The 22,171-nt window shown below is 74.2% G+C and carries 18 protein-coding genes and 1 pseudogene; 14 read left to right on the top strand and 5 right to left on the bottom strand.

The genetic code is table 11. The features are described 5' to 3' along the window. The first annotated feature begins 33 nt into the window (after positions 1-33). The 4 genes from ribH (at position 34) to ACZ6EJ_RS15570 (ending at position 2,307) form a co-directional block, all read left to right on the top strand. Complete coding sequence (gene ribH, locus ACZ6EJ_RS15585) at positions 34-519, top strand: 6,7-dimethyl-8-ribityllumazine synthase (protein ID WP_469267578.1); 486 nt, start codon at positions 34-36, stop codon at positions 517-519. Between the two features lie 62 nt (positions 520-581). Then, complete coding sequence (locus tag ACZ6EJ_RS15580) at positions 582-854, top strand: phosphoribosyl-ATP diphosphatase (protein ID WP_018490177.1); 273 nt, start codon at positions 582-584, stop codon at positions 852-854. Between the two features lie 69 nt (positions 855-923). After that, positions 924-1,772, top strand: a complete 849-nt coding sequence (gene hisG, locus ACZ6EJ_RS15575) for an ATP phosphoribosyltransferase (protein WP_469267576.1) — start codon at positions 924-926, stop codon at positions 1,770-1,772. 64 nt (positions 1,773-1,836) lie between these two features. Next, on the top strand, positions 1,837-2,307 hold the full coding sequence (locus ACZ6EJ_RS15570) for a PH domain-containing protein (protein WP_469267574.1): 471 nt from the start codon (positions 1,837-1,839) through the stop codon (positions 2,305-2,307). Positions 2,308-2,373: 66 nt separating this feature from the next. Here ACZ6EJ_RS15570 and ACZ6EJ_RS15565 read toward each other — a convergent pair whose 3' ends face one another. Next, a complete protein-coding gene (locus tag ACZ6EJ_RS15565) occupies positions 2,374-4,272 on the bottom strand; it encodes an AAA family ATPase (protein ID WP_469267572.1) in 1,899 nt (632 codons plus the stop codon). A 355-nt stretch (positions 4,273-4,627) separates the two neighbouring features. Beyond that, on the bottom strand, positions 4,628-5,257 hold the full coding sequence (locus ACZ6EJ_RS15560) for a uridine kinase family protein (protein ID WP_469267571.1): 630 nt from the start codon (positions 5,255-5,257) through the stop codon (positions 4,628-4,630). A gap of 185 nt (positions 5,258-5,442) precedes the next feature. Between ACZ6EJ_RS15560 and ACZ6EJ_RS15555 the strand changes: the two genes are divergently transcribed. The 4 genes from ACZ6EJ_RS15555 (at position 5,443) to nrfD (ending at position 12,367) form a co-directional block, all read left to right on the top strand. Continuing rightward, positions 5,443-6,798, top strand: a complete 1,356-nt coding sequence (locus ACZ6EJ_RS15555; RefSeq protein ID WP_469267569.1) for a peptidase C39 family protein — start codon at positions 5,443-5,445, stop codon at positions 6,796-6,798. A gap of 321 nt (positions 6,799-7,119) precedes the next feature. After that, complete coding sequence (fdh, locus tag ACZ6EJ_RS15550) at positions 7,120-10,365, top strand: formate dehydrogenase (RefSeq protein ID WP_469267568.1); 3,246 nt, start codon at positions 7,120-7,122, stop codon at positions 10,363-10,365. Continuing rightward, positions 10,362-11,363 carry a 4Fe-4S dicluster domain-containing protein gene (locus ACZ6EJ_RS15545; protein WP_469267567.1) on the top strand — a complete coding sequence of 334 codons (1,002 nt, stop codon included), beginning with the start codon at positions 10,362-10,364 and terminating at the stop codon, positions 11,361-11,363. Before fdh ends, ACZ6EJ_RS15545 begins: the two co-directional genes overlap by 4 nt. A 62-nt stretch (positions 11,364-11,425) precedes the next feature. After that, positions 11,426-12,367 (top strand): NrfD/PsrC family molybdoenzyme membrane anchor subunit, encoded by a 942-nt coding sequence (nrfD, locus tag ACZ6EJ_RS15540; protein WP_469267609.1) that lies wholly within the window; start codon positions 11,426-11,428, stop codon positions 12,365-12,367. Positions 12,368-12,374: 7 nt separating this feature from the next. On the opposite strand, the gene ACZ6EJ_RS15535 is transcribed toward nrfD, so the two are convergent. Together ACZ6EJ_RS15535 and ACZ6EJ_RS15530 are read right to left on the bottom strand one after the other, a co-directional pair. After that, on the bottom strand, positions 12,375-13,694 hold the full coding sequence (locus ACZ6EJ_RS15535; protein ID WP_469267565.1) for an APC family permease: 1,320 nt from the start codon (positions 13,692-13,694) through the stop codon (positions 12,375-12,377). A 68-nt stretch (positions 13,695-13,762) separates the two neighbouring features. Then, positions 13,763-14,674, bottom strand: coding sequence for an RNA polymerase sigma factor SigF (locus tag ACZ6EJ_RS15530; protein ID WP_469267563.1), 912 nt, complete (start codon positions 14,672-14,674; stop codon positions 13,763-13,765). A 391-nt stretch (positions 14,675-15,065) separates the two neighbouring features. Here ACZ6EJ_RS15530 and ACZ6EJ_RS15525 point away from each other — a divergent pair. Next, positions 15,066-15,254: pseudogene (locus ACZ6EJ_RS15525) on the top strand (methyltransferase domain-containing protein); the annotation flags it as partial. A gap of 519 nt (positions 15,255-15,773) precedes the next feature. Continuing rightward, entirely contained in the window at positions 15,774-16,946 is a 1,173-nt protein-coding gene (locus ACZ6EJ_RS15520; protein ID WP_469267608.1) for an acyl-CoA dehydrogenase family protein, read from the top strand. A gap of 294 nt (positions 16,947-17,240) precedes the next feature. Here the strand turns inward: ACZ6EJ_RS15520 and ACZ6EJ_RS15515 are convergent, their stop codons facing one another. Beyond that, positions 17,241-17,636, bottom strand: a complete 396-nt coding sequence (locus tag ACZ6EJ_RS15515) for a hypothetical protein (protein ID WP_469267561.1) — start codon at positions 17,634-17,636, stop codon at positions 17,241-17,243. 202 nt (positions 17,637-17,838) lie between these two features. Here ACZ6EJ_RS15515 and ACZ6EJ_RS15510 point away from each other — a divergent pair, with 202 nt between their 5' ends. The 4 genes from ACZ6EJ_RS15510 to fxsA all read left to right on the top strand — a co-directional run bounded on the left by ACZ6EJ_RS15510 (position 17,839) and on the right by fxsA (position 22,063). Continuing rightward, positions 17,839-18,279, top strand: a complete 441-nt coding sequence (locus tag ACZ6EJ_RS15510; RefSeq protein ID WP_469267560.1) for an Lrp/AsnC family transcriptional regulator — start codon at positions 17,839-17,841, stop codon at positions 18,277-18,279. 108 nt (positions 18,280-18,387) lie between these two features. Further along, entirely contained in the window at positions 18,388-20,040 is a 1,653-nt protein-coding gene (locus tag ACZ6EJ_RS15505) for an amidohydrolase (RefSeq protein WP_469267558.1), read from the top strand. A 562-nt stretch (positions 20,041-20,602) separates the two neighbouring features. Further along, positions 20,603-21,370, top strand: coding sequence for a polyprenol monophosphomannose synthase (locus tag ACZ6EJ_RS15500; RefSeq protein ID WP_469267556.1), 768 nt, complete (start codon positions 20,603-20,605; stop codon positions 21,368-21,370). Positions 21,371-21,448: 78 nt separating this feature from the next. Then, complete coding sequence (gene fxsA, locus ACZ6EJ_RS15495) at positions 21,449-22,063, top strand: FxsA family membrane protein (protein WP_469267555.1); 615 nt, start codon at positions 21,449-21,451, stop codon at positions 22,061-22,063. The last annotated feature ends 108 nt before the right edge of the window (positions 22,064-22,171 follow it).

The following is a 22,171-nucleotide window of genomic DNA, read 5'->3' as shown; positions in this document are numbered from 1 at the left end:
CCCACACCGAGCAGAACGAGCAACAGGAGAGACATGAGCGGCAAGGGTGCACCCGAACTGTCCGTACGCAACTGCGCCGACCTGCGGGTGGCGGTGGTCGCGGCCCAGTGGCACGAGAAGGTCATGGACGGACTCGTCGACGGCGCGCTGCGCGCCCTGAGCGAGCTGGGCATCGACGAGCCCACGCTGCTCCGCGTCCCCGGCAGCTTCGAGCTGCCCGTCGTCGCCAAGGTCCTCGCCGGCCGCGGCTACGACGCGATCGTCGCCCTCGGCGTGGTCATCCGGGGCGGCACCCCGCACTTCGAGTACGTCTCGCAGGGCGTCACCCTCGGCCTCGCCCAGGTCGCCGTCGACACCGGCGTCCCCGTCGGCTTCGGCGTGCTGACCTGCGACACCGAGGAGCAGGCGCTGGACCGGGCCGGCCTCGCGGACTCCGCGGAGGACAAGGGGCACGAAGCGGTCACCGCCGCGGTCGCCACGGCGGCCACGCTGCGGACCGTCAGCGAGCCCTGGCGCTGACCGCCGCCGTCGTGGGGGAGGGCGCGGACGCGGATCGCGGACCCCGTATTCTAAGGACCATCATGGCGAACAAAACCTTCGAAGAGCTCTTCGCCGAGCTCCAGCTCAAGGCCGCCGAGGGCGACCCGTCCACCTCGCGCACCGCCGAACTGGTGGACAAGGGCGTCCATGCCATCGGCAAGAAGGTCGTCGAGGAGGCGGCCGAAGTCTGGATGGCCGCCGAGTACGAGGGCAAGGAAGCCGCCGCCGAGGAGATCTCCCAACTGCTCTACCACGTCCAGGTGATGATGGTGGCGCGCGGCATCTCGCTCGACGACGTCTACGCCCATCTCTGAGCCCGGCCCGAGCACGCACCGCGCAATTCCGCCCGCACCCACACCCTCCGCACGAAGGAAGCCGACCTCATGCTGCGCATCGCCGTACCCAACAAGGGTTCACTCTCCGGGCCTGCGATGGCGATGCTCCATGAGGCCGGCTACCAGCAGCGCAAGGAGTCCAAGGAGCTGGTCCTGGTCGATCCGGGGAACGAGGTCGAGTTCTTCTACCTCCGCCCCCGCGACATCGCGATCTACGTCAGCTCCGGCAAGCTCGACATCGGCATCACCGGCCGCGACCTGCTCCAGGACTCCGGGGCCGACGCCGAGGAGATCCTCCAGCTCGGCTTCGCCCGCTCCACCTTCCGCTACGCCACCAAGCCCGGCACGGCCGCGGGCCCGCAGGACTTCGACGGCATGACGATCGCCACCTCCTACGAGGGCATCGTCGCCGCCCACCTCGCCCGCGAGGGCGTCAAGGCCTCCGTCGTCCACCTCGACGGCGCGGTCGAGACCGCCATCGAGCTGGGCGTCGCCCAGGTCATCGCCGACGTCGTGGAGACCGGCACCAGCCTGCGCAACGCCGGACTGGAGGTGATCGGCGAGCCGATCATGACCTCCGAGGCCGTCGTCGTCCGGCGGAACGGCGCCCCCGCCGACGACCCCAAGGTGCAGCAGTTCCTCCGCCGCCTCCAGGGCGTCCTGGTCGCCCGGTCCTACGTGATGATGGACTACGACTGCCGCGTCGAGCACCTGGAGCGCGCCGTCGCCCTCACCCCCGGCCTGGAGTCCCCGACCATCTCCCCGCTGCACCACGAGGGCTGGGTCGCCGTCCGCTCCATGGTCGCCGCCAAGGAGGCCCAGCGGATCATGGACGACCTCTACGAGCTGGGCGCCCGGGCCATCCTCACCACGGCCATCCACGCCTGCCGCCTCTGACGGTCCGCGGCGCGCGCACGCGACGCCCGGCGACCACCGCACCCCCCTCGACGGAGAAGACCCGATGACCGCGCCCAGGCCCGAACTCCCCTCCCTGCCGGTCACCTTCCGGCCCACCCTGACGCGGGTGGTCCTGCTGAGCGTGGGCCTGGCGATGTTCGTCGTCATCACGGCCGTCGCGCTGATCCTGGAGCGGCTCAATCCGGGGGAGCGGGTCAGCTTCGTCTTCGTCGCCGCGCTCTTCTTCAGCGTCCTGGCCCTGCTCAGCAGGCCGAGGGTCAGCGCCGACGAGAACGGCGTCACCGTCGTCAACATCACCCGGACCCGCAGGCTGGCGTGGGCGGAGATCCTCCGCGTCAACCTGCGGCCCGGCGACCCCTGGGTCTTCCTCGACCTCAGCGACGGCACCAGCCTGCCCGCCCTCGGCATCCAGCCCGGCATGGCCAAGCAGCAGGCCATCCGCGACGCCCGCGCCCTGCGCGCGCTCGCCGAGACCCGCGGCGCCGGAGGCGACGACGCCCCCCGCGGCGCCTGAGCCCGCGCCCCGGACGGGCCGCGGCCCGCGAACGACCCGCACCGGCCCGACGAGCGGCGGCGCGTATTACCCGCCGCCGGGCTCCTGCCGCCCCCGGCCCACCGGGCCGCGCCCCGACAGCACCTCCCCGTACGCCTGCATCAGGTCCGGCAGCCGCAGCGTGGACAGGTCCTGCCGGGTCAGCTCGCCCGCGTACCCGGACAGCCGCAGGTCGCGGTAGGCGCAGCTCTTCTCGTAGAGCGTCCGCAGGAAGCGGCCGTTGCCCAACTCGTCGATCCAGCCCTGCTCCACCACATGGCCGCTGATGCTGCGCAGCTCGTCCACGGCCTCCTCGTCCCACACGTCGTCGTTCTCGGCGGCCAGCACCGCGCCGATCGCGGTGAGTTCGAGCGGCCGGTAGCTGGGGAAGTCGACGCGGGTGGTGAAGCGGGAGGAGAGCCCCGGATTGGCGGCGAGCAGCCGGTCCATGCCCTCGGGATAGCCCGCGAGGATGACGACGAGGTGGTCCCGGTTGTCCTCGGCCCGCTTGAGGAGGACCTGGAGCGCCTCGTCGCCGTACGCGTCGCCCTTGCTGTACCCGGAGTTGGCCAGGCTGTACGCCTCGTCCACGAAGAGCACCCCGCCCAGCGCCGAGTCGATCAGCTCGTTGGCCTTGACCGCCGTCTGCCCCAGGAACTCGCCCACCAGGTCGGCGCGTTGGGCCTCCACCAGGTGATCGCCGCCGAGCAGGCCGAGCGCGTAGAACACCCGGCCCAGGATGCGGGCCACCGTGGTCTTGCCGGTGCCGGAGGGGCCGGAGAAGACGAAGTGGCGCTTGGGCGGTTGGACGGGGAGCTGCTGCTCGGCCCGCAGCCGGGCCATGTGCAACTGCGCCGACAACGCCTTGACCTGCCGCTTGACCGGTTCCAGCCCGACCATCCGCTCCAGCTCGGCCAGCGCCTCGGCCAGCAGCGCGGGATCGCTCGGGCCCGCCGGAAAGGCCGGCGCCCTCCCGGCCCCCTTGCGGCGCACGCCCACCACCGGGTCGGGCGGCGCCGGCGCGGCGTCGCCGACCGGCAGCCCGGCCTCGCCCACCGGCCACGCCTCCCGCCCGTCCACCAGATCGGTGCCGAGCAGCGCGTCCCCCTCCGGCTGCGCCTCCGCGCCCCCCGCGCCGAACCCGGTGAGGGTGACGGCGGCCAGGTCCGCCGCGTCGTCGTAGCCGTCGCCCTCGGAGATCGCGGCGAGCCGGGCCGAGGTGTCCATGAAGGCCGGATCGACCCGGTGCACCGCCCGGTACAGGGGCAGGGCGGCCGCGCTGCGCCCGGTGCCCTCGTGCGCCCTGGCCAGCCAGTACCGCAGCTCCTTGCGCTGCGGCTGTTCGCTGCGGCAGCGCATCAGGGCCGCCGACAGCAGGGGCTCCGCCTGCCCGTACATCTCCAGCCGCACCCGCGCCATGCCCCCGAAGAGGCCCGCCTCGATGCCCAGCAGCGGATCGTCGACGAGCTGCTCCGTACAGCGCACCAACTGCTCCCAGTCCTTGACCAGATAGGAGCGGCAGGCGTGCAGGAACCGCACCTGCGGGTCCGTGTCCACCGGTGGCAGCCCGGCCAACGCCCGGTCCAGCTCCGGGACATGGCGGCCGTCCAGCCAGTGCGAGGCGTGGGCGAGCAGCAGGTCGCGCGGGCTCTCCAGCACGGGCTGCACCCACCAGCCCAGCCAGTACCAGGAGTTGAGCGTACGGCGGTGGCGTGCGCGCTGCTCGCCGAAGCGGTCGCGGTGCCGGTACATGCGCAACAGGGCCGTGGTGGTGTCGACGCGCAGCGCGTGGAGGCCGAGCCAGGCGTCCGCCATGCCCGGATCGAGGCGGACCGCGGTCCTGAACTCCTCCTCCGCCTGCGGGTACGCGCCCACCGTGTAGGCGTCGACGGCGCGCAGCCAGGCGAGGTCGGCGGGGGCCTGCGCTCCCTGTGTACCGATGTCCATCAGGTCCCCCACAAACCGTCCCCCAGGATGTCCCGCCCGCACATCATGCCCAGCGGAGCGCGCTGAATCACTGCGCGGGGGAAGGGAATTGACCACACCGGCGTGCATCGTACCCGCGTACGGGGGAGGCGGCCGCCGACCGGGAGGCCCGCGCGGACGGTGACCAGGGGTGAGCGCGTCGCTCTGCGTAGTCGCGCGGGGGCGTGCGAGGGCGGAACGAAGCCCCCGGTCACGGGGGAACAACCGGGGGCTTCGTGTCCACGGGGCTCCGAAGAGCCGCACCAGGAGAACGTAGAACCACTGCGGCCCCTCGGTCAAGCGGAGTTGGGGCCCTTCCGGGCCGATTCCCGACCGCTCAGTCGGAGGGCGCGCCCTGGTCGCGCTCAGTGACGATACGGTCCGTTCCCGCTGTCGTCCGGGGCCCCGCCCGCCACGCGTATCCCTCGGGCGACCGCCGTACCAGCACGTCGGCGTAGGGGCGTGAGGGGTCCTCGGCGAAATGGCGCTCCTCCGCGACGGCCCACCCGGCCCAGAACTCCGTGAGCCCGGCGCCGTCGCGCCGCCTGCCCCGCTCCCAGGCGGTCTCCCGGTCCACGTCCATCCAGCACAGGGCCGCGAGCCGCGGGCGCACCGCACGCCGCCCCGCTCCGACGCCCTCCACCAGCACCACCGGGGCCGGCTCCAGGGTCCGCGGCGGCCCGAAGCGCCGAAGGGTCCAGTCGTAGGGGGCGTACCGGGCCGCCTCGCCGCGCGCCAGCGGCGCGAGCACCTGCTCCCGCAGCCGCCCGGTCCAGCCGAACAGCTCCTCGTGGGTGGCGAGGTCGTCCAGATGGAGGACGGGCGCGCCGCCGAGCGCCGCCGCCAGCAGGGCGGCGAAGGTGCTCTTGCCCGAGCCGGCGTGCCCGTCCACCGCCACGAGCCGCGTGCGTCCGCAGGAGGGGGGCAGTCGGCGCAGGTCATCGGCGTGGCGGGCCAGCTCGTCCATGCGCCAAGGGTACGGTCCCGCTCGAAGGCGGCCCGGACCGCGCGGGGCCGCGCCCGTGGTCCGGACCGGTGCCGGTCCGGCGAAACGTGTCCTACCGCTGGCCCGACCGGCCCCCGGGCCGGGATAGTTGGCGCACCGATCGGCATCCGCAGCCCCACTCCCACCCATGACCGGGGGTCTCGCCCATGACCAGTCCGACGTCACGCAGAACCGTCCTGAGCGCCGCGCTCGCGGCGGCGGCGGCCACCGGCACGGCCGCCGCCGCCCCCCTCGCCTCGGCCGCCCCGCCCGCCGCCTCCCGGACCCGGACCCCGCTCGTGGACAACCGCTTCTGGCACACCCGCTCCGACTGGCGGCGCGGCTCGGGCGACGGGACCCGCGTGCTCCCCGGCCCCCGCCCCGGCCTGGTGATCGCCGCCCCGGCCGGCCGCACCGAGTACACCGACCCGCACACCGGGCGGAGCGCCGCCTGGGACTACGCCACCTGGACCTCTCCCGTCCACCGCTCCGCCGTCCCGGCCACCGAGGTGATCGCCTCCTGGAACGCCCGCACCCCGCCCTCCACCTGGATCCAGGTGGAGCTGAGCGGAACGTACGCCGACTCCACGACGACCCCGTGGTTCGTGATGGGCCGCTGGGCCTCGGGCGACGGCGACATCCGGCGTACGTCCCTCGACGGCCAGGGCGACCCGCACAGCACCGTCTGGACGGACACCTGGTCGGTGGACGCCCCCGCGAGCGGTGTCCGCCTGGTCTCCCACCGGCTGCGGCTCACCCTGTACCGCGCCCCCGGCAGCGGCCTCACCCCCACCGTGTGGCGGGTCGGCGCCATGGCCTCCGACGTGCCCGACCGCTTCACCGTGCCGGCCACCGCGCCCACGCCCGCCCGCGAACTGCCGGTGCCCCGCTACTCGCAGGAAGTCCACATCGGGCAGTACCCGGAGTACGACAACGGCGGCGAGGCGTGGTGCAGCCCCACGTCCTCGCAGATGGTCGTGGAGTACTGGGGGCGCGGGCCGACCGCCGAGGACCTCGCCTGGGTCAGGCCCGGCCTGCCCGACCCCCAGGTCTGCCACGCCGCCCGCCACACGTACGACCACCAGTACGCGGGCTGCGGCAACTGGCCCTTCAACGCGGCGTACGCGGCCTCGTACCGCGATATGAACGCCGCCGTCACCCGGCTCGGCTCGCTCACCGACGTGGAGCGGCTGATCCGGGCCGGAATCCCGGTCATCACCTCCCAGTCCTTCCTGGCGGAGGAGTTGACCGGCGCCGGATACGGCACGGCCGGCCACCTGATGGCGGTCGTCGGCTTCACCCCGCAGGGCGACGTCGTCGCCAACGACCCCGCGTCCCCCGACAACGACGCCGTACGCCGGGTCTACCGGCGGCGCGAGTTCGAGAACGTGTGGCTCCGGACCAAGCGCCTCGACGCCGGTGGCCGGGTCAGGAGCGGGACGGGCGGGGTGTGCTACGTCTACTGGCCGCAGCGCACGACCCCCGCGCAGCAGTTCGCCCTGCGGTCGCTGGACCTGCTGTGAGCGCGGGTGGCCCTGCGGGCGTCCGGGCGATGGGTGGAACGTCACCGACGCGGCGACGGGCGGCCAGGAGTGCCGGGGCGGCCGAGGACCGGTCGCCCCGGCCCGTGCGCTGAGCCCGTCTCACCCGCACGGCGTACCCGCCGCTCGGGGCGGCCGACCGCGGCGGAGCGGACGACCGGGGCGCGCGGTCGCCTGCGGGCGGCCCGTCCCGGTCGCCGCCCCGGCCGCTTCGGGGCAGCCTTGAGTGGAACTCGCCGAGGGGCTCTCGGCCCGCGGCCGCCCGGCCGCGGGCGCGGGGGCCCGAGCCGGAGGTGTCCCGCGATGGGTCTGCGCACCTGGATCACGGATTGGCCCGTCTACCGACAGCTCACGGGGGACGACCCCCTCGGGCGCGGCCACGCCGTCCGCTCCGCGCACACGGAGGCGATCCGGCCCCGTACGGACTCGGCCGAGCGGATCGTGCGGTCCGTCTGCCCCTACTGCGCGGTCGGCTGCGGCCAGCAGGTGTACGTCCGCGACGACCGGGTCGTGCAGATCGAGGGCGACCCCGACTCGCCCGTCAGTCGGGGCCGGCTCTGCCCCAAGGGGTCCGCCACCCTCCAACTGACCACCGGCTCCGGCCGCCGCCACCAGGTGCTGTACCGGCGCCCGTACGGCACGCGGTGGGAGCCGCTGGATCTGGAGACCGCCATGGAGATGGTGGCCGAACGGGTCGTCGAGACCCGCGCGCGGACCTGGGAGTGGGAGAGCGAGGGGGTGCGCACCGTCCGCACGATGGGCATCGCCAGCCTCGGCGGAGCGACCCTGGACAACGAGGAGAACTACCTCATCAAGAAGCTCCTGACCGGCCTGGGCGTCGTCCAGGTCGAGAACCAGGCGCGCGTCTGCCACAGCTCCACCGTCGCCGGGCTCGGCACCTCCTTCGGACGCGGCGGCGCCACCACCTTCATGCAGGACCTCCAGCACTCCGACTGCATCGTCATCCAGGGCTCCAACTACGCCGAGGCCCACCCGGTCGGCTTCCAGTGGGTCATGGAGGCCAAGGCGCGGGGTGCGAAGATCATCCACGTCGACCCCCGCTTCACCCGCACGAGCGCGCTGGCCGACCTGCACGTGCCGATCCGCGCGGGCAGCGACATCGTCTTCCTCGGCGCCGTCATCAACCACGTGCTGACGGAGGGCAAGGACTTCCGCGAGTACGTGCTGCGCTACACCAACGCCGCGACCCTGGTCTCCGAGGACTTCCGCGACACCGAGGACCTCGACGGGTTCTTCTCCGGCTACGACCCCGGGACCGGCGCGTACGACCCGGTGAGCTGGCAGTACGAGGGCGCCCCTGTCCAGGCCCCCTCCGGCGGCCCCGAAAGGGGCGCCGAGGAGCGCCTGGAGGAACTGGGCGGCTCCGAGACGCACGGGTCCGGCGGCGCCCAGACCAGCAGCGTCCCGCCGCGCGACGAGACGCTGCGCCACCCGCGCTGCGTGTACCAGATCCTCAAGCGCCACTACGCCCGCTACACACCCGAGCTGGTCGAGGAGACCTGCGGCGTGCCCCGCGAGACCTTCCTCGCCGTCTGCGACGCCCTCACCTCCAACTCGGGCCGCGAACGCACCAGCGCCTTCTGCTACGCCGTCGGCTGGACCCAGCACACCACCGGCTCCCAGTACATCCGCGCGGCGTGCGTCCTCCAACTCCTGCTCGGCAACATCGGGCGGCCCGGCGGCGGCATCCAGGCGCTGCGCGGCCACGCCTCCATCCAGGGCTCCAGCGACATCCCCACCCTCTTCAACCTGCTGCCCGGCTACCTCCCCATGCCGCACGCCCACGACCACGAGAACCTCGACGCCCTCATCGCCGCCAGCCGCACCGACAAGGGCTTCTGGGGCGACATGCGGGCGTACTTCGTCAGCCTCCTCAAGTCCTACTACGGCGACGCGGCCACCCCGGAGAACGACTTCTGCTTCGACCACCTGCCGCGCCTCACCGGCTCGCACAGCACGTACGAGACCGTCATGGCCCAGTTGGACGGGGAGTGCGAGGGCTACTTCCTCATGGGCGAGAACCCCGCGGTGGGCTCCGCCAACACCCGCCTCCAGCGCCTGGGCATGTCCCGGCTCAAGTGGCTCGTGGTCCGCGACTTCACCCTCATCGAGTCGGCGACCTGGTGGCAGGACGGTCCGGAGATCGCCACCGGCGAGCTGCGCACCGAGGACATCGGCACCGAGGTGTTCTTCTTCCCCGCCGCCTCGCACACCGAGAAGTCGGGCTCCTTCACCAACACCAACCGCTGGGTCCAGTGGCACGAGGCCGCCGTCGAACCGCGGGGGGACGCGCGCAGCGACCTGTGGTTCATGTACCACCTGGGCCGCCGGATCAAGGAGCTGCTGAAGGACTCCACCGACCCCAGGGACCGGCCGGTCCAGGACCTGGCCTGGGACTACCCCGTCGAGGGCCCGCTGCGCGAACCGGTCGCCGCCGCGGTCCTCGCCGAGATCAACGGACGCGGGCCGGACGGCGCGCCCCTCTCCGCGTACACCGAGCTGAGGGACGACGGCTCCACCCGGTGCGGCTGCTGGATCTACTGCGGCGTCTACGCGGACGGCGTCAACCAGGCCAACCGCCGCAAGCCGCACACCGAGCAGAGCTGGACCGCCCGCGAATGGGCCTGGGCCTGGCCCGCCAACCGGCGCATCCTCTACAACCGCGCCTCCGCCGACCCCGAGGGCCGCCCCTGGAGCGAGCGCAAGGCGTACGTGTGGTGGGACTCCGAAGCCCGCCGCTGGACCGGCCACGACGTGCCCGACTTCATCCCCGACCTCGACCCCGCCCACGTCCCCGACGAGGACGCCACCGGCCCCGCCGCCCTGCGCGGCGACGACCCGTTCATCATGCAGGCCGACGGCAAGGGCTGGCTCTACGCCCCCGCGGGGCTGGAGGACGGGCCGCTGCCCACCCACTACGAGCCGCAGGACTCGCCCTTCCCCAACCTCGTGCACCCCGGCGTCCCCCGCTCCCCGGCCCGCAAGATCCTGCCGCGCGAGGGCAACCGCTACCACCCCAGCGGCGACGAGCCGGGCGCGGAGGTCTACCCGTACATCGTGACGACCCACCGGCTCACCGAGCACTTCACCGCCGGCGGGATGAGCCGCTGGTCGCCCTACCTGAGCGAACTGCAACCGGAGTTCTTCTGCGAGCTGTCCCCGCAGCTCGCCGCCGAACGCGGGCTGGAGCACGGCGGCTGGGCCACCGTCATCACCGCCCGCAACGCCGTCGAGGCCCGCGTCCTGGTCACCGACCGGCTCAGGCCCCTGACCGTGCACGGCCGGACCGTCCACCAGATCGGGATGCCCTTCCACTGGGGGCCCAACGGGGTGGTGACCGGAGACGCGGCCAACGAACTGATGGCCATCTCGATGGACCCCAACGCGCACATCCAGGAGGACAAGGCGCTCACCGCCGACATCCGGCCCGGCCGCAGGCCGCGCGGACCGGCCCTGCCCGAACTCGTCGCCGAGTACCGCCGCCGCGCGGGCATCACCGCGCACACCGGAACGGAGGACCGGACATGACCGCCGAACCCGCCCCCGGCGCACGGACCGAGCACGAAGGGCGCGCCTCCGTCGACCGGCTCCTGTCCGGTCCGGAGAGCGACCCGGCGACCGACGCCGGCTACCCGGACGCCCCGCCCCGCGTCGGCTTCTTCACCGACACCTCGGTCTGCATCGGCTGCAAGGCCTGCGAGGTGGCCTGCAAGGAGTGGAACACCGTCCCCGAGGACGGGCTCTCCCTCACCGGCATGTCCTACGACAACACCGTGAGCCTCGGCGCCTCCACCTGGCGCCACGTCGCCTTCATCGAGCAGCAGAAGCCGGTGGCCCCCGGCCCCCCGGCCCCGGAGGGCCGCACCGAACTGCCGCTCGCCGCCGACCCGGCGCCGCCGGACGCCTCGCCGGAGCCCGGCTCGATGCGCTGGCTGATGTCCTCCGACGTCTGCAAGCACTGCACCCACGCCGCCTGCCTCGACGTCTGCCCCACCGGCTCCCTCTTCCGCACCGAGTTCGGGACCGTCGTCGTCCAGGAGGACATCTGCAACGGCTGCGGCTACTGCGTCCCCGCCTGCCCGTACGGGGTGATCGAGCAGCGCCCCGAGGACGGCCGCGCCTTCAAGTGCACCCTGTGCTACGACCGGCTCGGCGCCGGCCAGGAACCGGCCTGCGCGAAGGCGTGCCCCACCGAGTCCATCCAGTTCGGTCCGCTGGACGAACTGCGCGAACGCGCCGCCCTGCGCGTCGAGCGGCTCCAGGCGGCCGGAGTGACCGAGGCCCGCCTGTACGGGCACGACCCCGACGACGGGGTCGGCGGCGACGGGGCCTTCTTCCTGCTCCTGGACGAACCCGAGGTCTACGGGCTGCCGCCGGCCCCCGTCGTCACCACCCGCGACCTGCCCGCGATGTGGATGCACGCCGGCGTCGCCGCCCTGTCCCTGCTCGCCGCCGCGGGCGCCGCCCACGTGCTCCCCGGCCTCCTGCGCCGTACACCCGGCCCCCTCGGGAAAGGACTGCGATGACCACCCCCTCCGACCGCCGGGAACCGCGCCGCAAGGGCGGGAAGGGCCGGGGCGAACGCCTCATGGTGCCGCGCGCCGAGTTCCGCTCCTACTACGGCAGGCCCGTCATCAAGGCCCCCTCCTGGGCCGCCCACGACATCGCCGGGTACTTCTTCCTCGGCGGGCTCGCCGGAGCGGGCTCCGCCCTCGCCGCCGGAGCCCATCTGACCGGCCGCACCACGACCGCGACGGCCCTCAAGGTCTCCTCGCTCGGCGCCGTCGGGCTCTCCGTCGCCGCCCTCGTCCACGACCTGGGCCGCCCCGCGCGCTTCACCAACATGCTGCGGGTCTTCAAACCGACCTCGCCGATGAGCGTGGGCTCCTGGCTGCTCGGCCTCTACGGGCCGGCCGCCGGCGCGGCCGCCCTCACCGCCGTCACCGGCCGGCTCCCCCGGATCGGGGCCGCCGCCACCTTCGGCGCCGCGCTCACCGGGCCGCTCGTCGCCACGTACACCGCGGTCCTCGCCGCCGACACCGCCGTACCGGCCTGGCACGACGCCCACCGGGAGCTGCCCTATCTGTTCGCGGCCTCGGCCACCGCCGCCGCCTCCGGGATGGCCCTCGTCGTCGGCCCGCCGCGGGAGTCCGGCCCGGCCCGGTGCGCCGCGGTCCTCGCGGCCGCCGGGGACCTCGCCGCGAGCGCCGCCGCCGAGCACCGGCTCGGCCTGGTCGCGGAGGTCTGGCGCGAGGGCCGGGCCGGGGGCCTGCTGCGGGCCGCCCGCGTCCTCACCGCCGCCGGAGCGCTCGGCGCGGCCGCCTCGGCGTACGCGGGACGGTTCGCCAGGCCCCTGGCGGCGCTCGGCGGAGCGGCGCTGCTCACCGGCTCCGCCTGCACCCGCTTCGGCGTCTTCGCGGCGGGCATCGCCTCCGCCGAGGACCCCCGGTACACCGTCCTGCCGCAGCGCGAACGCCTGGAGCGGGAGAGCGCCGAGCGGGAGCGGCGGGCGGGGAGCCCGAACGGCTGACCCCGCCTCAGCCGCGCGCCTTCCTCCTGCGTACGGCGGCGAACGCGCCGAGCACCGCGCCGACCGCCAGCACCACGCCCCCGCGCAGCCACACCGCGCCCTCCACCTGGGTGGCGAGCAGGACGCAGGACGCGGCGCCCAGCACCGGGACCACGGAGGGGACCCGGAAGTGGTCCGCCCCGGAGTCGTCCTTGCGCAGGACCAGGACGGCCGTGTTGACGAGGAAGAAGACCACGAGCAGAAGCAGCACCAGCGTCGAGGCCAGCGTGGCCACGTCGCCGGTCAGGGCGAGCAGCAGGGACAGCAGGGTGGTCGTGACGATGGCGGCGACGGGGGTGCGGCGGCCGGGCAGCACGCGGGTCAGGAAGGAGGGCAGCAGCCCGTCCCGCGCCATGCCGTAGGCGAGGCGGGACGACATGATGCCGGTGAGCAGAGCGCCGTTGGCCACGGCGACCAGGGCGATGACGCTGAACAGCTCCGGGGGGACGCCGCCGGCCTTGCGGACGACTTCGAGCAGCGGCCCGCTGGACTCCGTCAGGGTTGCGGTGGGCACGGCGGCCGACGCCGCGATGCCCACCAGCACGTAGACGGCTCCCGCGGTGATCAGCGCGCCGAAGAGGGCCCTGGGGTAGGAGCGGCGCGGGTCGCGGGTCTCCTCGGCGACGTTCACCGAGGTCTCGAACCCGACGAAGGAGTAGTAGGCGAGCACCGCCCCGCTGAGCACCGCGGCGGCGCCGCCCTTGCCGTCCGTGCCGAGCTCCGTCAACCGCCCGAGGTCGGCGTCGCCGCGCAGGATGATCCAGGCGCCGAGGACGACGACGAGGACGAGCCCGCCCACCTCGACGAGGGTGGCGGCGACGTTGGCGCGCGTCGACTCGCTGATCCCCCGCGCGTTGAGCAGGGCGAGCGCGCAGAGGAACACGACGGCGACGAGCACGATGGGGAGGGTGACGAACTCGGTCAGGTAGTCGCCCGCGAACCCGCGGGTCAGGGCGGCGACCGAGACGATGCCGGCGGTCAGCATGGCGTAACCGGCGAGGAACCCGGCGAACGGGCCGTACGCCAGGGTGGCGTAGTGCGAGGCCCCGCCCGCCTGCGGGTACTTCGTGGCCAGTTCGGCGTACGAGGCGGCGGTGAGCAGCGCCAGGCACAGCGCGGTGCCCAGCGGCACCCACACCGCGCCCCCCGATTCGGCGGCCACCTGCCCGACCAGGACGTAGACCCCCGCGCCCAACACGTCTCCGAGGATGAAGAAGTAGAGCAGGGGAGTGGTGAGGGCCTTCTTGAGGGGCGCGGGGGCCTGGGGCGCTTGCGGTGTATGGGACATTTTCACGAAATATCCTGTACCCCGTTTCACCCCGGACAGGCGGAGCCGTTTCGCGGACCGGACGCCCTCTAGTGCTCGGTGAGCATTCCCTCACGCAGCTTGGCCAGGGTGCGCGAGAGGAGGCGGGAGACGTGCATCTGCGAGATGCCCAGTTCCTCGCCGATCCGGGCCTGGGTCATCTCCCGGCCGAAGCGCATTTCCAGGATGGTGCGCTCCCGCTCGTCGAGATCGGCCAGGAGAGGCGCGAGGGAGTGCAGGTCCTCCACGAGTTCCATGGCCGGATCGTGGTCGCCCACGAAGTCGGCGACGGCGGCCGGCTTCTTGTCCCGATGGTGGCGGCCGGGGGTCGCGGGCACGTCGAGCGAGCCCGCGGTGTACGCGTTGGCGGCGATCAGCCCCTCGACGACCTGGTCCTCGGCCAGACCGAGGTCGGCGGCGAGGTCCTTGACCGTGGGGTCGCGGTCGAGACGCGTGCTCAGGCGCTCCTTCGCCTTCGCGATCTCCACCCGCCGCTCCTGGAGGGCGCGCGGCACGTGGGCGGCCCAGGTCGTGTCGCGGAAGAACCGCTTGATCTCACCGACGATGTACGGCACGGCGAACGAGGTGAACTCGACGCCTCGGGCGAGGTCGAAACGGTCGATCGCCTTGATCAGGCCGATGGTCCCGACCTGGATGATGTCCTCCATCTCGCCGCTGCCGCGGTTGCGGAAGCGCTGTGCCGCGAACTGGACGAGGGACAGGTTCATCTCGATCAGGGTGTTGCGCGCGTACTGGTACTCATGCGTCCCCTCCTCCAGGGACTCCAGCCGATCGAAGAAGATCTTCGACAGGTCCCGCGCGTCTCGGGGGGCGATCTTGCCCGCGTCCTCGATCCAGGGCAGCTCCTCCGCCTCGGACTCCCGGGCGGCACTCTGCGCGCCGGGCGACGACTCGGACACGGAGGCCGATGCGTGAAACGCGGGCGCGTGGGGCACGGACATCAGTGCGGTTCCTTTCTGCTGGGCGACGGACCGACGCCCAGGTGCCCGCCCGTCGCCCCGTCAAACACGGTGGCGTGCGGTCGATGTGTCCGCTTTCCGGACCACGCGCCGACGGCGGCCCCGGCCGGGCGTCCCCCGCCGGGCGTCGCAGCCGTCCATGCGGAGGGGGCCGGGAAGCCGACGCGGGTCCCCCGCCTCCGTACGGACCCGGCGGCGGCACTCCGGGCGCGAAGGGACGGCCGCGAGGTGACGGACGCCTGGCAGTGGGAAGACCTGCTGTTCGCGGGCACGGCGGCCCCCTGCCGGCGCGGACGGCCGCCCCGCGCGCCCGGCCCGGCCGGACCGCTCGCCGAGGCCGCTGCGGCTCGACGGCCGGGGCCGCCTCCTCGGCGTGGGCTGCGGGCCGGGCGCCCCGGCCCTGGAGCCGGCGGACCTGTTCGCCGGGGCCGTCGGCGTGGACCCGGACGCCGGGTTGATCGCCGAGGCCGAGCGGTGCGCCGCTGCCGCGGGGCGGGACGGGACGACGACCTGGCCGCGGGCGCGCGCCGAGGAACTCCCCGCGGGTTCGGGAACTTTCACGGTGGCGGCCTTCGGCCGGTCCTCCCACCGCACGAGCCGGTCGCACCCGGCCGACGCCGACAGGGCGCCGTCCACGGCTTCACCCTGTCCGACACGACGCGTCCCACCTCTCGGCGCCGCGACAACTCGGCCTGTTCCAGCACCAGGAGGCGGTCACGCCGGGCGCGGGCACGCCGGGGTGCGCCCCGCCGGCCCCCGGCCCCGACGCGGCACGGACGCGACGGTGTGTGCGGGAACCGGCTCGGGACCAGGGCAGTTGGGCCGCGCCGCTCCGGACCGATCCGCCGATCACCGCAGGCCGGCCGCGGTGCTCCGACCTGCTCGCCACCCCGTGACGGACGGCATCCGATCGGGCATACTCAACCCGCTACAGCCGCCGTCCGAGCCCCCCGTGATCCGGGAGGGGCAGGATCGGCTGTGCAGTCTGCTTCTCCCGGTCCGCCGGGAGATCACCCGGCGGCGTCTCTCCCACCCCGAGCGCGCGACCGCCGCAACGCCCGACAGGGAGGAGAGCGCCGTCATGTCCGACCGTGCCCCGCAGCCGGTGGAACGCCGTCTGCCCACCGAGGAGTCCCGGCAGCTCGTCGCGCTCGTGCGCGAGATCGCGTCGAAGGAGATCGCCCCCCGGACGGCCGAGGAGGAGGAAGCGGGCGTCTTCCCGCGCGGCGTCTTCACCCTGCTCTCCGAAGCCGGACTCCTCGGACTCGCCTACGACTCCGCCCACGGCGGCGGCGACCAGCCCTACGAGGTCTACCTCCAGGTCCTGGAGGAACTGGCCGCGGCCCGGCTCACCGTGGGGCTCGGCGTGAGCGTCCACTCCCTCGCCTGCCACGCGCTCGCCACCTTCGGAACCGACGAGCAGCGCGCCGCGCACCTCCCGGCGATGCTCTCCGGCGGCCTGCTGGGGGCCTACTGCCTCTCCGAGCCCGCCTCCGGCTCCGACGCCGCGTCCCTGCGCACCAAGGCGGTACGGGACGGGGAGGACTGGGTGATCACCGGCACCAAGGCCTGGATCACGCACGGCGGCGTCGCCGACTTCTGCACCGTGCTGGCCCGCACCGGCGTCGAAGGGCCCCGCGGCATCACGGCCTTCCTCGTCCCCGGCGACGCCGAGGGGCTGAGCGCGGCGCTCCCCGAGAAGAAGATGGGGATGAAGGGCTCGCCCACCGCGCAACTCCACTTCGACGGCGTGCGGATCGGCGACGACCGCCGGATCGGCGAGGAGGGCCAGGGCTTCGCCATCGCCCTGTCCGCCCTCGACTCCGGCCGCCTCGGCATCGCCGCGTGCGCCATCGGGATCGCCCAGGCCGCCTTGGACGAGGCCGTCGGATACGCCACCGGGCGGCGGCAGTTCGGCCGTCCGATCGCGGACTTCCAGGGGCTGCGGTTCCTGCTCGCCGACATGGCCACCCAGATCGAGGCGGGCCGGGCGCTCTATCTGGAGGCGGCGCGCCTGCGCGACGCCGGGCAGCCCTTCTCCCGCCAGGCGGCGATGGCGAAGCTCTTCTGCACGGACGCGGCCATGCGCGTCACCACCGACGCCGTCCAGGTGCTCGGCGGCTACGGCTACACCCTGGACTTCCCGGTCGAGCGGCTGATGCGCGAGGCCAAGGTGCTCCAGATCGTGGAGGGCACCAACCAGATCCAGCGCATGGTCATCGCGCGCCACCTCGCGGGTCCCGAGACGCGCTGACCCGCGGCGGGCGGGCGGCGCTCAGGCCCCTCCGGGCCGCGCCCGTCCGCCGCCGCGGGTGGGCGCCGAGGGCGGGCACTGCGGATCGGCGGAACGACGGGCGATCCCGAGCCGGCGGCCGTGCGCGGGCGGGCCGTACCGGCTGCCGGGCACGGCGCGGTCGTACGGGGCCGGCGCGGCGGAGCGGGCGGCAGCCGGTACGGCCCGCCGGACCGGGAGCCGGCCGGGGCCTCCGGTCGGCGTGCCGTGCGCACCACGGCGGCCGTGCCGTCGTGGTGCGGGGGCGCGTACGGGTCAGGCGGCCTCGCCGCGCATCCGCGGCACGCGCAGCGGACGGGAGCCGGGGCCTCCGGCGTGCGAGAAGGGCTGCATCCGCCAGTCCAGGCCCTGGGGGAGCGTCAGCAGCAGCCCCGTCTCCTGCTCCTGGAGCTCCGGCGACTCGTCCGCCGGACGGGTCTCCGCCGCGCTGCGGCCGGTCCCGGCGCAGACGGTCAGGACGAACGGGTTCCACGGGGAGGGGCAGCGGGCGTGCTCGGGCAGGACGTCCTCGTCCGCCAGCAGCGCGATCGGCTGGGTGCAGTCCGGGCAGATCACCCGGACCATCTCGCACATGTCGTACAGGTCGTCGGCGTCCTCGTCCGGATCGACCGGCTCCGGTTCGGTACGTCCGGTGAGCTTCAGGCTCTGCATGGAAATTCCCCCCTCGGGTGGGCCGGCAAGGCGCCACGGCCTCGGCCACACCAAGCACTTCCCGCCGCTCGTGGCGGATAACCGCGGGGTAGTGCCCTACTCACCCGTAACCTTGTGGCATTCGTCACATGCCGCCCGCAGGTGCCGTTCCCGGCCCCGCACGACTGTGCCGACAGCCGTCCGGGGCCATAGGTTGATCCGCATGGAGGAGCTGGACCGTCAGATCGTGGAGTTGCTCGTCAAGGACGGGCGGATGAGCTACACCGACCTGGGCAAGGCCACGGGCCTGTCCACCTCGGCGGTTCATCAGCGTGTCCGCCGACTGGAGCAGCGCGGGGTGATCCGGGGCTACGCCGCGGTCGTGGACCCCGAGGCCGTCGGGCTGCCCCTCACCGCGTTCATCTCGGTGAAACCGTTCGACCCGAGCGCGCCCGACGACATCGCGGAGCGGCTCGCCGGGGTGCCGGAGCTGGAGGCCTGCCACAGCGTCGCGGGGGAGGAGAACTACATCCTCAAGGTGCGCGTGGCGACCCCGCTGGAGCTGGAGCACCTGCTCACCCACATCCGGACGCTCGCCGGGGTCTCGACCCGGACGACCGTCGTCCTGTCCACCCCCTACGAGGCCAGGCCCCCGCGCGTCTGAGCGCGCCCGGCGGGCCGTCCGCACCCCGGCCTCGCGCGCGGGAGGCGTGCGGCCTCCTTCGAGGGGGGCGCGGAACGGGCGGCGGCGGGCAGGCGCGAGACTGGTCCCATGACCGAGAGCACCGCCCCCCGAAGCGCCCCCGAACACCGCACCGTACTGCTGCGCGGCGGTGACGTTCACAGCCCCGCCGACCCGTTCGCGACCGCGATGGTCGTCGAACGCGGACATGTCGCCTGGGTGGGGTCCGAAGGGGCCGCCGACGCCTTCGCGAGCGGCGTCGACGAGGTGGTCGACCTCGAAGGGGCCCTGGTCACCCCGGCGTTCACCGACGCCCATGTGCACACCACCGCGACCGGCCTCGCCCTGACGGGGCTCGACCTCTCCGGCGCCCGTACGCTCGCCGACGCCCTCGGCCTCATCCGCGCGTTCGCGAACGCGCACGCCGCCGGCGACGTCCTGCTCGGCCACGGCTGGGACGCCGCGCGCTGGCCCGAACGGCGGCACCCCTCGCGCGCCGAGCTGGACGAGGCGGCCGGCGGCCGGGCGCTCTACCTGCCCCGGATCGACGTCCACTCCGCCGTGGTCACCACCGCCCTGCTGGACCTGGTCCCCGGCGTCGCCGCGATGGCCGGATACCGTCCCGACGCGCCGCTCACCGGCGCCGCGCACCACGCCGTGCGGGCCGCCGCCCACGGCGCGCTCACCCCCGGCCGGCGGGCGGCCGCCCAGCGCGCCGCCCTCGACCGCGCCGCCTCCCTCGGGATCGGCTCCGTGCACGAGTGCGGCGGGCCCGACATCTCCGACGAGGAGGACTTCACCTCCCTCCTCGCCCTCGCCGCCGAGCGGCCCGGCCCCCGCGTCCTCGGCCTGTGGGCCGAGGAGATCGCCGACGCGAAGGGTGCCGCGCGGGTCCGCGAGCTCGGCGCGGTCGGCGCGGCCGGGGACCTCTTCGTGGACGGCTCCCTCGGCTCGCGGACCGCCTGCCTGCACGAGCCGTACGCGGACGACGCCCACGCCCGCACCGGCGCCGCCCACCTGGACGCCGCCCGGATCGCCGCCCACGTCGCGGCGTGCACCGAGGCGGGCCTGCAGGCGGGCTTCCACGCCATCGGCGACGCCGCGCTCTCCACCGTCGTGGCCGGGTTCCGGGCCGCCGCCGACGCGCTCGGCCCGGCGCGGGTCCGAGCCGGGCGCCACCGCGTCGAACACGCCGAGATGCTCACCCCCGAGACCGTCGCCGCCTTCGCGGAGCTGGGCCTGACCGCCTCCGTCCAGCCCGCCTTCGACGCCGCCTGGGGCGGCCCGGAGGGCATGTACGCCGAACGCCTCGGCGCGGAGCGCGCCGCGACCCTCAACCCGTACGCCGCGCTGCTGCGCGCCGGCGTGCCGCTCGCCTTCGGCTCCGACAGCCCGGTCACCCCGCTGGACCCCTGGGGGACCGTGCGGGCCGCCGCCCACCACCGCACCCCCGAGCACCGGATCTCGGTCCGCGCCGCGTTCACCGCCCATACGCGGGGCGGCTGGCGGGCCGTCGGCCGGGACGACGCGGGGACCCTGGTGCCCGGCGCGCCGGCCGACTACGCCGTCTGGCGGACCGCCGAGCTGCTGGTCCAGGCCCCCGACGACCGGGTCGCCCGGTGGTCGACCGACCCGCGCTCCGGGACGCCCGGCCTGCCCGACCTGACGCCCGGAGCGGAGCTGCCGGTCTGCCTGCGCACGGTGGTCGCCGGACAGACGGTCTACGTGCGGCCGAACGAGTGACGTAGGGACATTTCGTACCGCCGATCGACGGCCGACCGGCCGGTCCACGACCCGTCTCTCATCGGTACTGACCAGGCAATTTGGACAAAAGCCGCAGGTCGCACGGGTGTTGACAGAACGCGCCCATGGGCCGGTAGGTTCGGCCGGGTCCACCACAGGACGCCCGACCGGTCGAACCACCACGCAGTCGTCGAACGCCGCTGGGTCATGAGGTGGTGAGCCGCACCGGCCCACCACCGCCGACAGCCAGGTTCAGCGCCCGCGCCTCGGGGGCGAGGGAAGGTCTCGGCCGGACGGAGGGTGGGATCCGGGTGGGGCCCGGACGTTCAGTAGACAACGGCTCTCGGTCGACCCGCAGCCAGCGGGTCCCAGGTCGGCCCGAAGGGCGCCGGGCCCCGATCCGCAGCTCGCTCCGCCGTCGCCCGCGCGGCTCGCGCCGTGCTCGTCGTCCATGGATCGGCGGATTCGCCCGGTCCGCGCCGCGCGCCGGGCGACCGCGTCGAACCGCGGGGCGGCGCGCTGGATATGGTGTCCCCCTGTGTACGGACTCTAAGGGGCAGTAGTGAACGACGGCGGACAGAGGAAGTTCGGCCCGCTCGGCAAGGTTCTGGTGATCATCCCGACCTACAACGAGGTCGAGAACATCAAGCCGATCGTCGACCGGGTGCGCACCGCCGTGCCGGACGCCGACGTCCTGGTGGCCGACGACAACAGCCCCGACGGCACCGGCAAGGCGGCCGACGAGATCGCGGCCGCCGACGACCAGGTCCACGTCCTGCACCGCCAGGGCAAGGAAGGGCTCGGCGCCGCCTACCTCGCGGGCTTCGCCTGGGGGTCCGAGCGCGGCTACGGCGTCCTCGTCGAAATGGACGCCGACGGCTCCCACCAGCCCGAGGAGCTGCCCCGGCTGCTCACCGCCCTCAAGGGCGCGGACCTGGTCCTCGGGTCCCGCTGGGTGCCGGGCGGCCGCGTGGTGAACTGGCCCAAGAGCCGCGAGGTCATCTCCCGCGGCGGCAGCCTCTACTCCCGCCTCGCGCTCGGCCTCTCGGTCCGCGACGTCACCGGCGGCTACCGCGCCTTCCGCACCGAGACCCTCCAGGGCCTCGGGCTCGACGAGGTCGCCTCCCAGGGCTACTGCTTCCAGGTCGACCTCGCCCGCCGCTCCGTCGAGGCGGGCTACCACGTGGTCGAGGTCCCCATCACCTTCGTCGACCGCGAGGTCGGCGACTCCAAGATGAGCCGGGACATCCTCGTCGAGGCGCTGTGGCGGGTCACCGGCTGGGGCGTCACCTCGCGGGCCAACAAGATCCTGGGCCGCAAGAGCTCCTGACCGCCCCCGGCGGCCGGCCGGACACGTCATGATCACCCCCTTACGCCGCTTCCACGCCCGTACGGGCACACTGGTGGCATGACGACCGGCACACCGCCCCCGACCCGACCCCGGCGCTCGCGCGCCCGTAGATTCCTGCCGCCGGCCCTCGCCGCCTGGCTGGTGCTGGAGATCTGGCTCCTCAGCCTGGTCGCGTCGGCCGCGGGCGGCCTCACCGTCCTGCTCCTCCTGGCGGCCGGGGCCGTGCTCGGCGGCGTGGTGGTCAAGAGCGCCGGGCGGCGCGCCTTCCGGAACCTGACCGAGACCCTCCAGCAGGCGCCGGGGCAGCGGTCCGCGGCCCCCGGCGCCCCGCAGGTCGGCGGCGGCAAGGGCGGGAAGGGCGGCCGGGGCAACGGGCTGCTCATGCTCGGCGGCCTGCTGCTCGCGGTGCCCGGACTCGTCTCGGACGCGGTGGGGCTGCTCCTGCTCGTCCCCCCGGTGCGCACGATGATCAGCCGCTACGCGGAGCGGTCCCTGGAGCGCCGGATGCGCGCCGCCGCGCCGGGCGGCCTCTCGGACGCCTTCCAGCAGGCCCGGATGCACCGTCCGGACGGGAAGGTCGTCCAGGGCGAGGTCATCCGCGAGGACGGCGCGCAGGACGCCTCCCGGCCCGGCGAGGACCCCCGAGGTCCCCGGCCGCCCCTGACGCCCTGACGCCTCCGGAGGCGGGCACGACAAGAGCCGCGGGGGGGGGGGGGGGGGGGGGGGTGGGGCTGCGCAGGGCGTTGGTGTGTGTGTGTTTTTTTGGGGTGGGGTGGTGTG

The organism is Streptomyces sp. NPDC041970 (assembly GCF_055588985.1).
The sequence above is the reverse complement of the archived record's forward strand: the minus strand, read 5'-3'. Positions and strand labels throughout refer to the sequence as shown.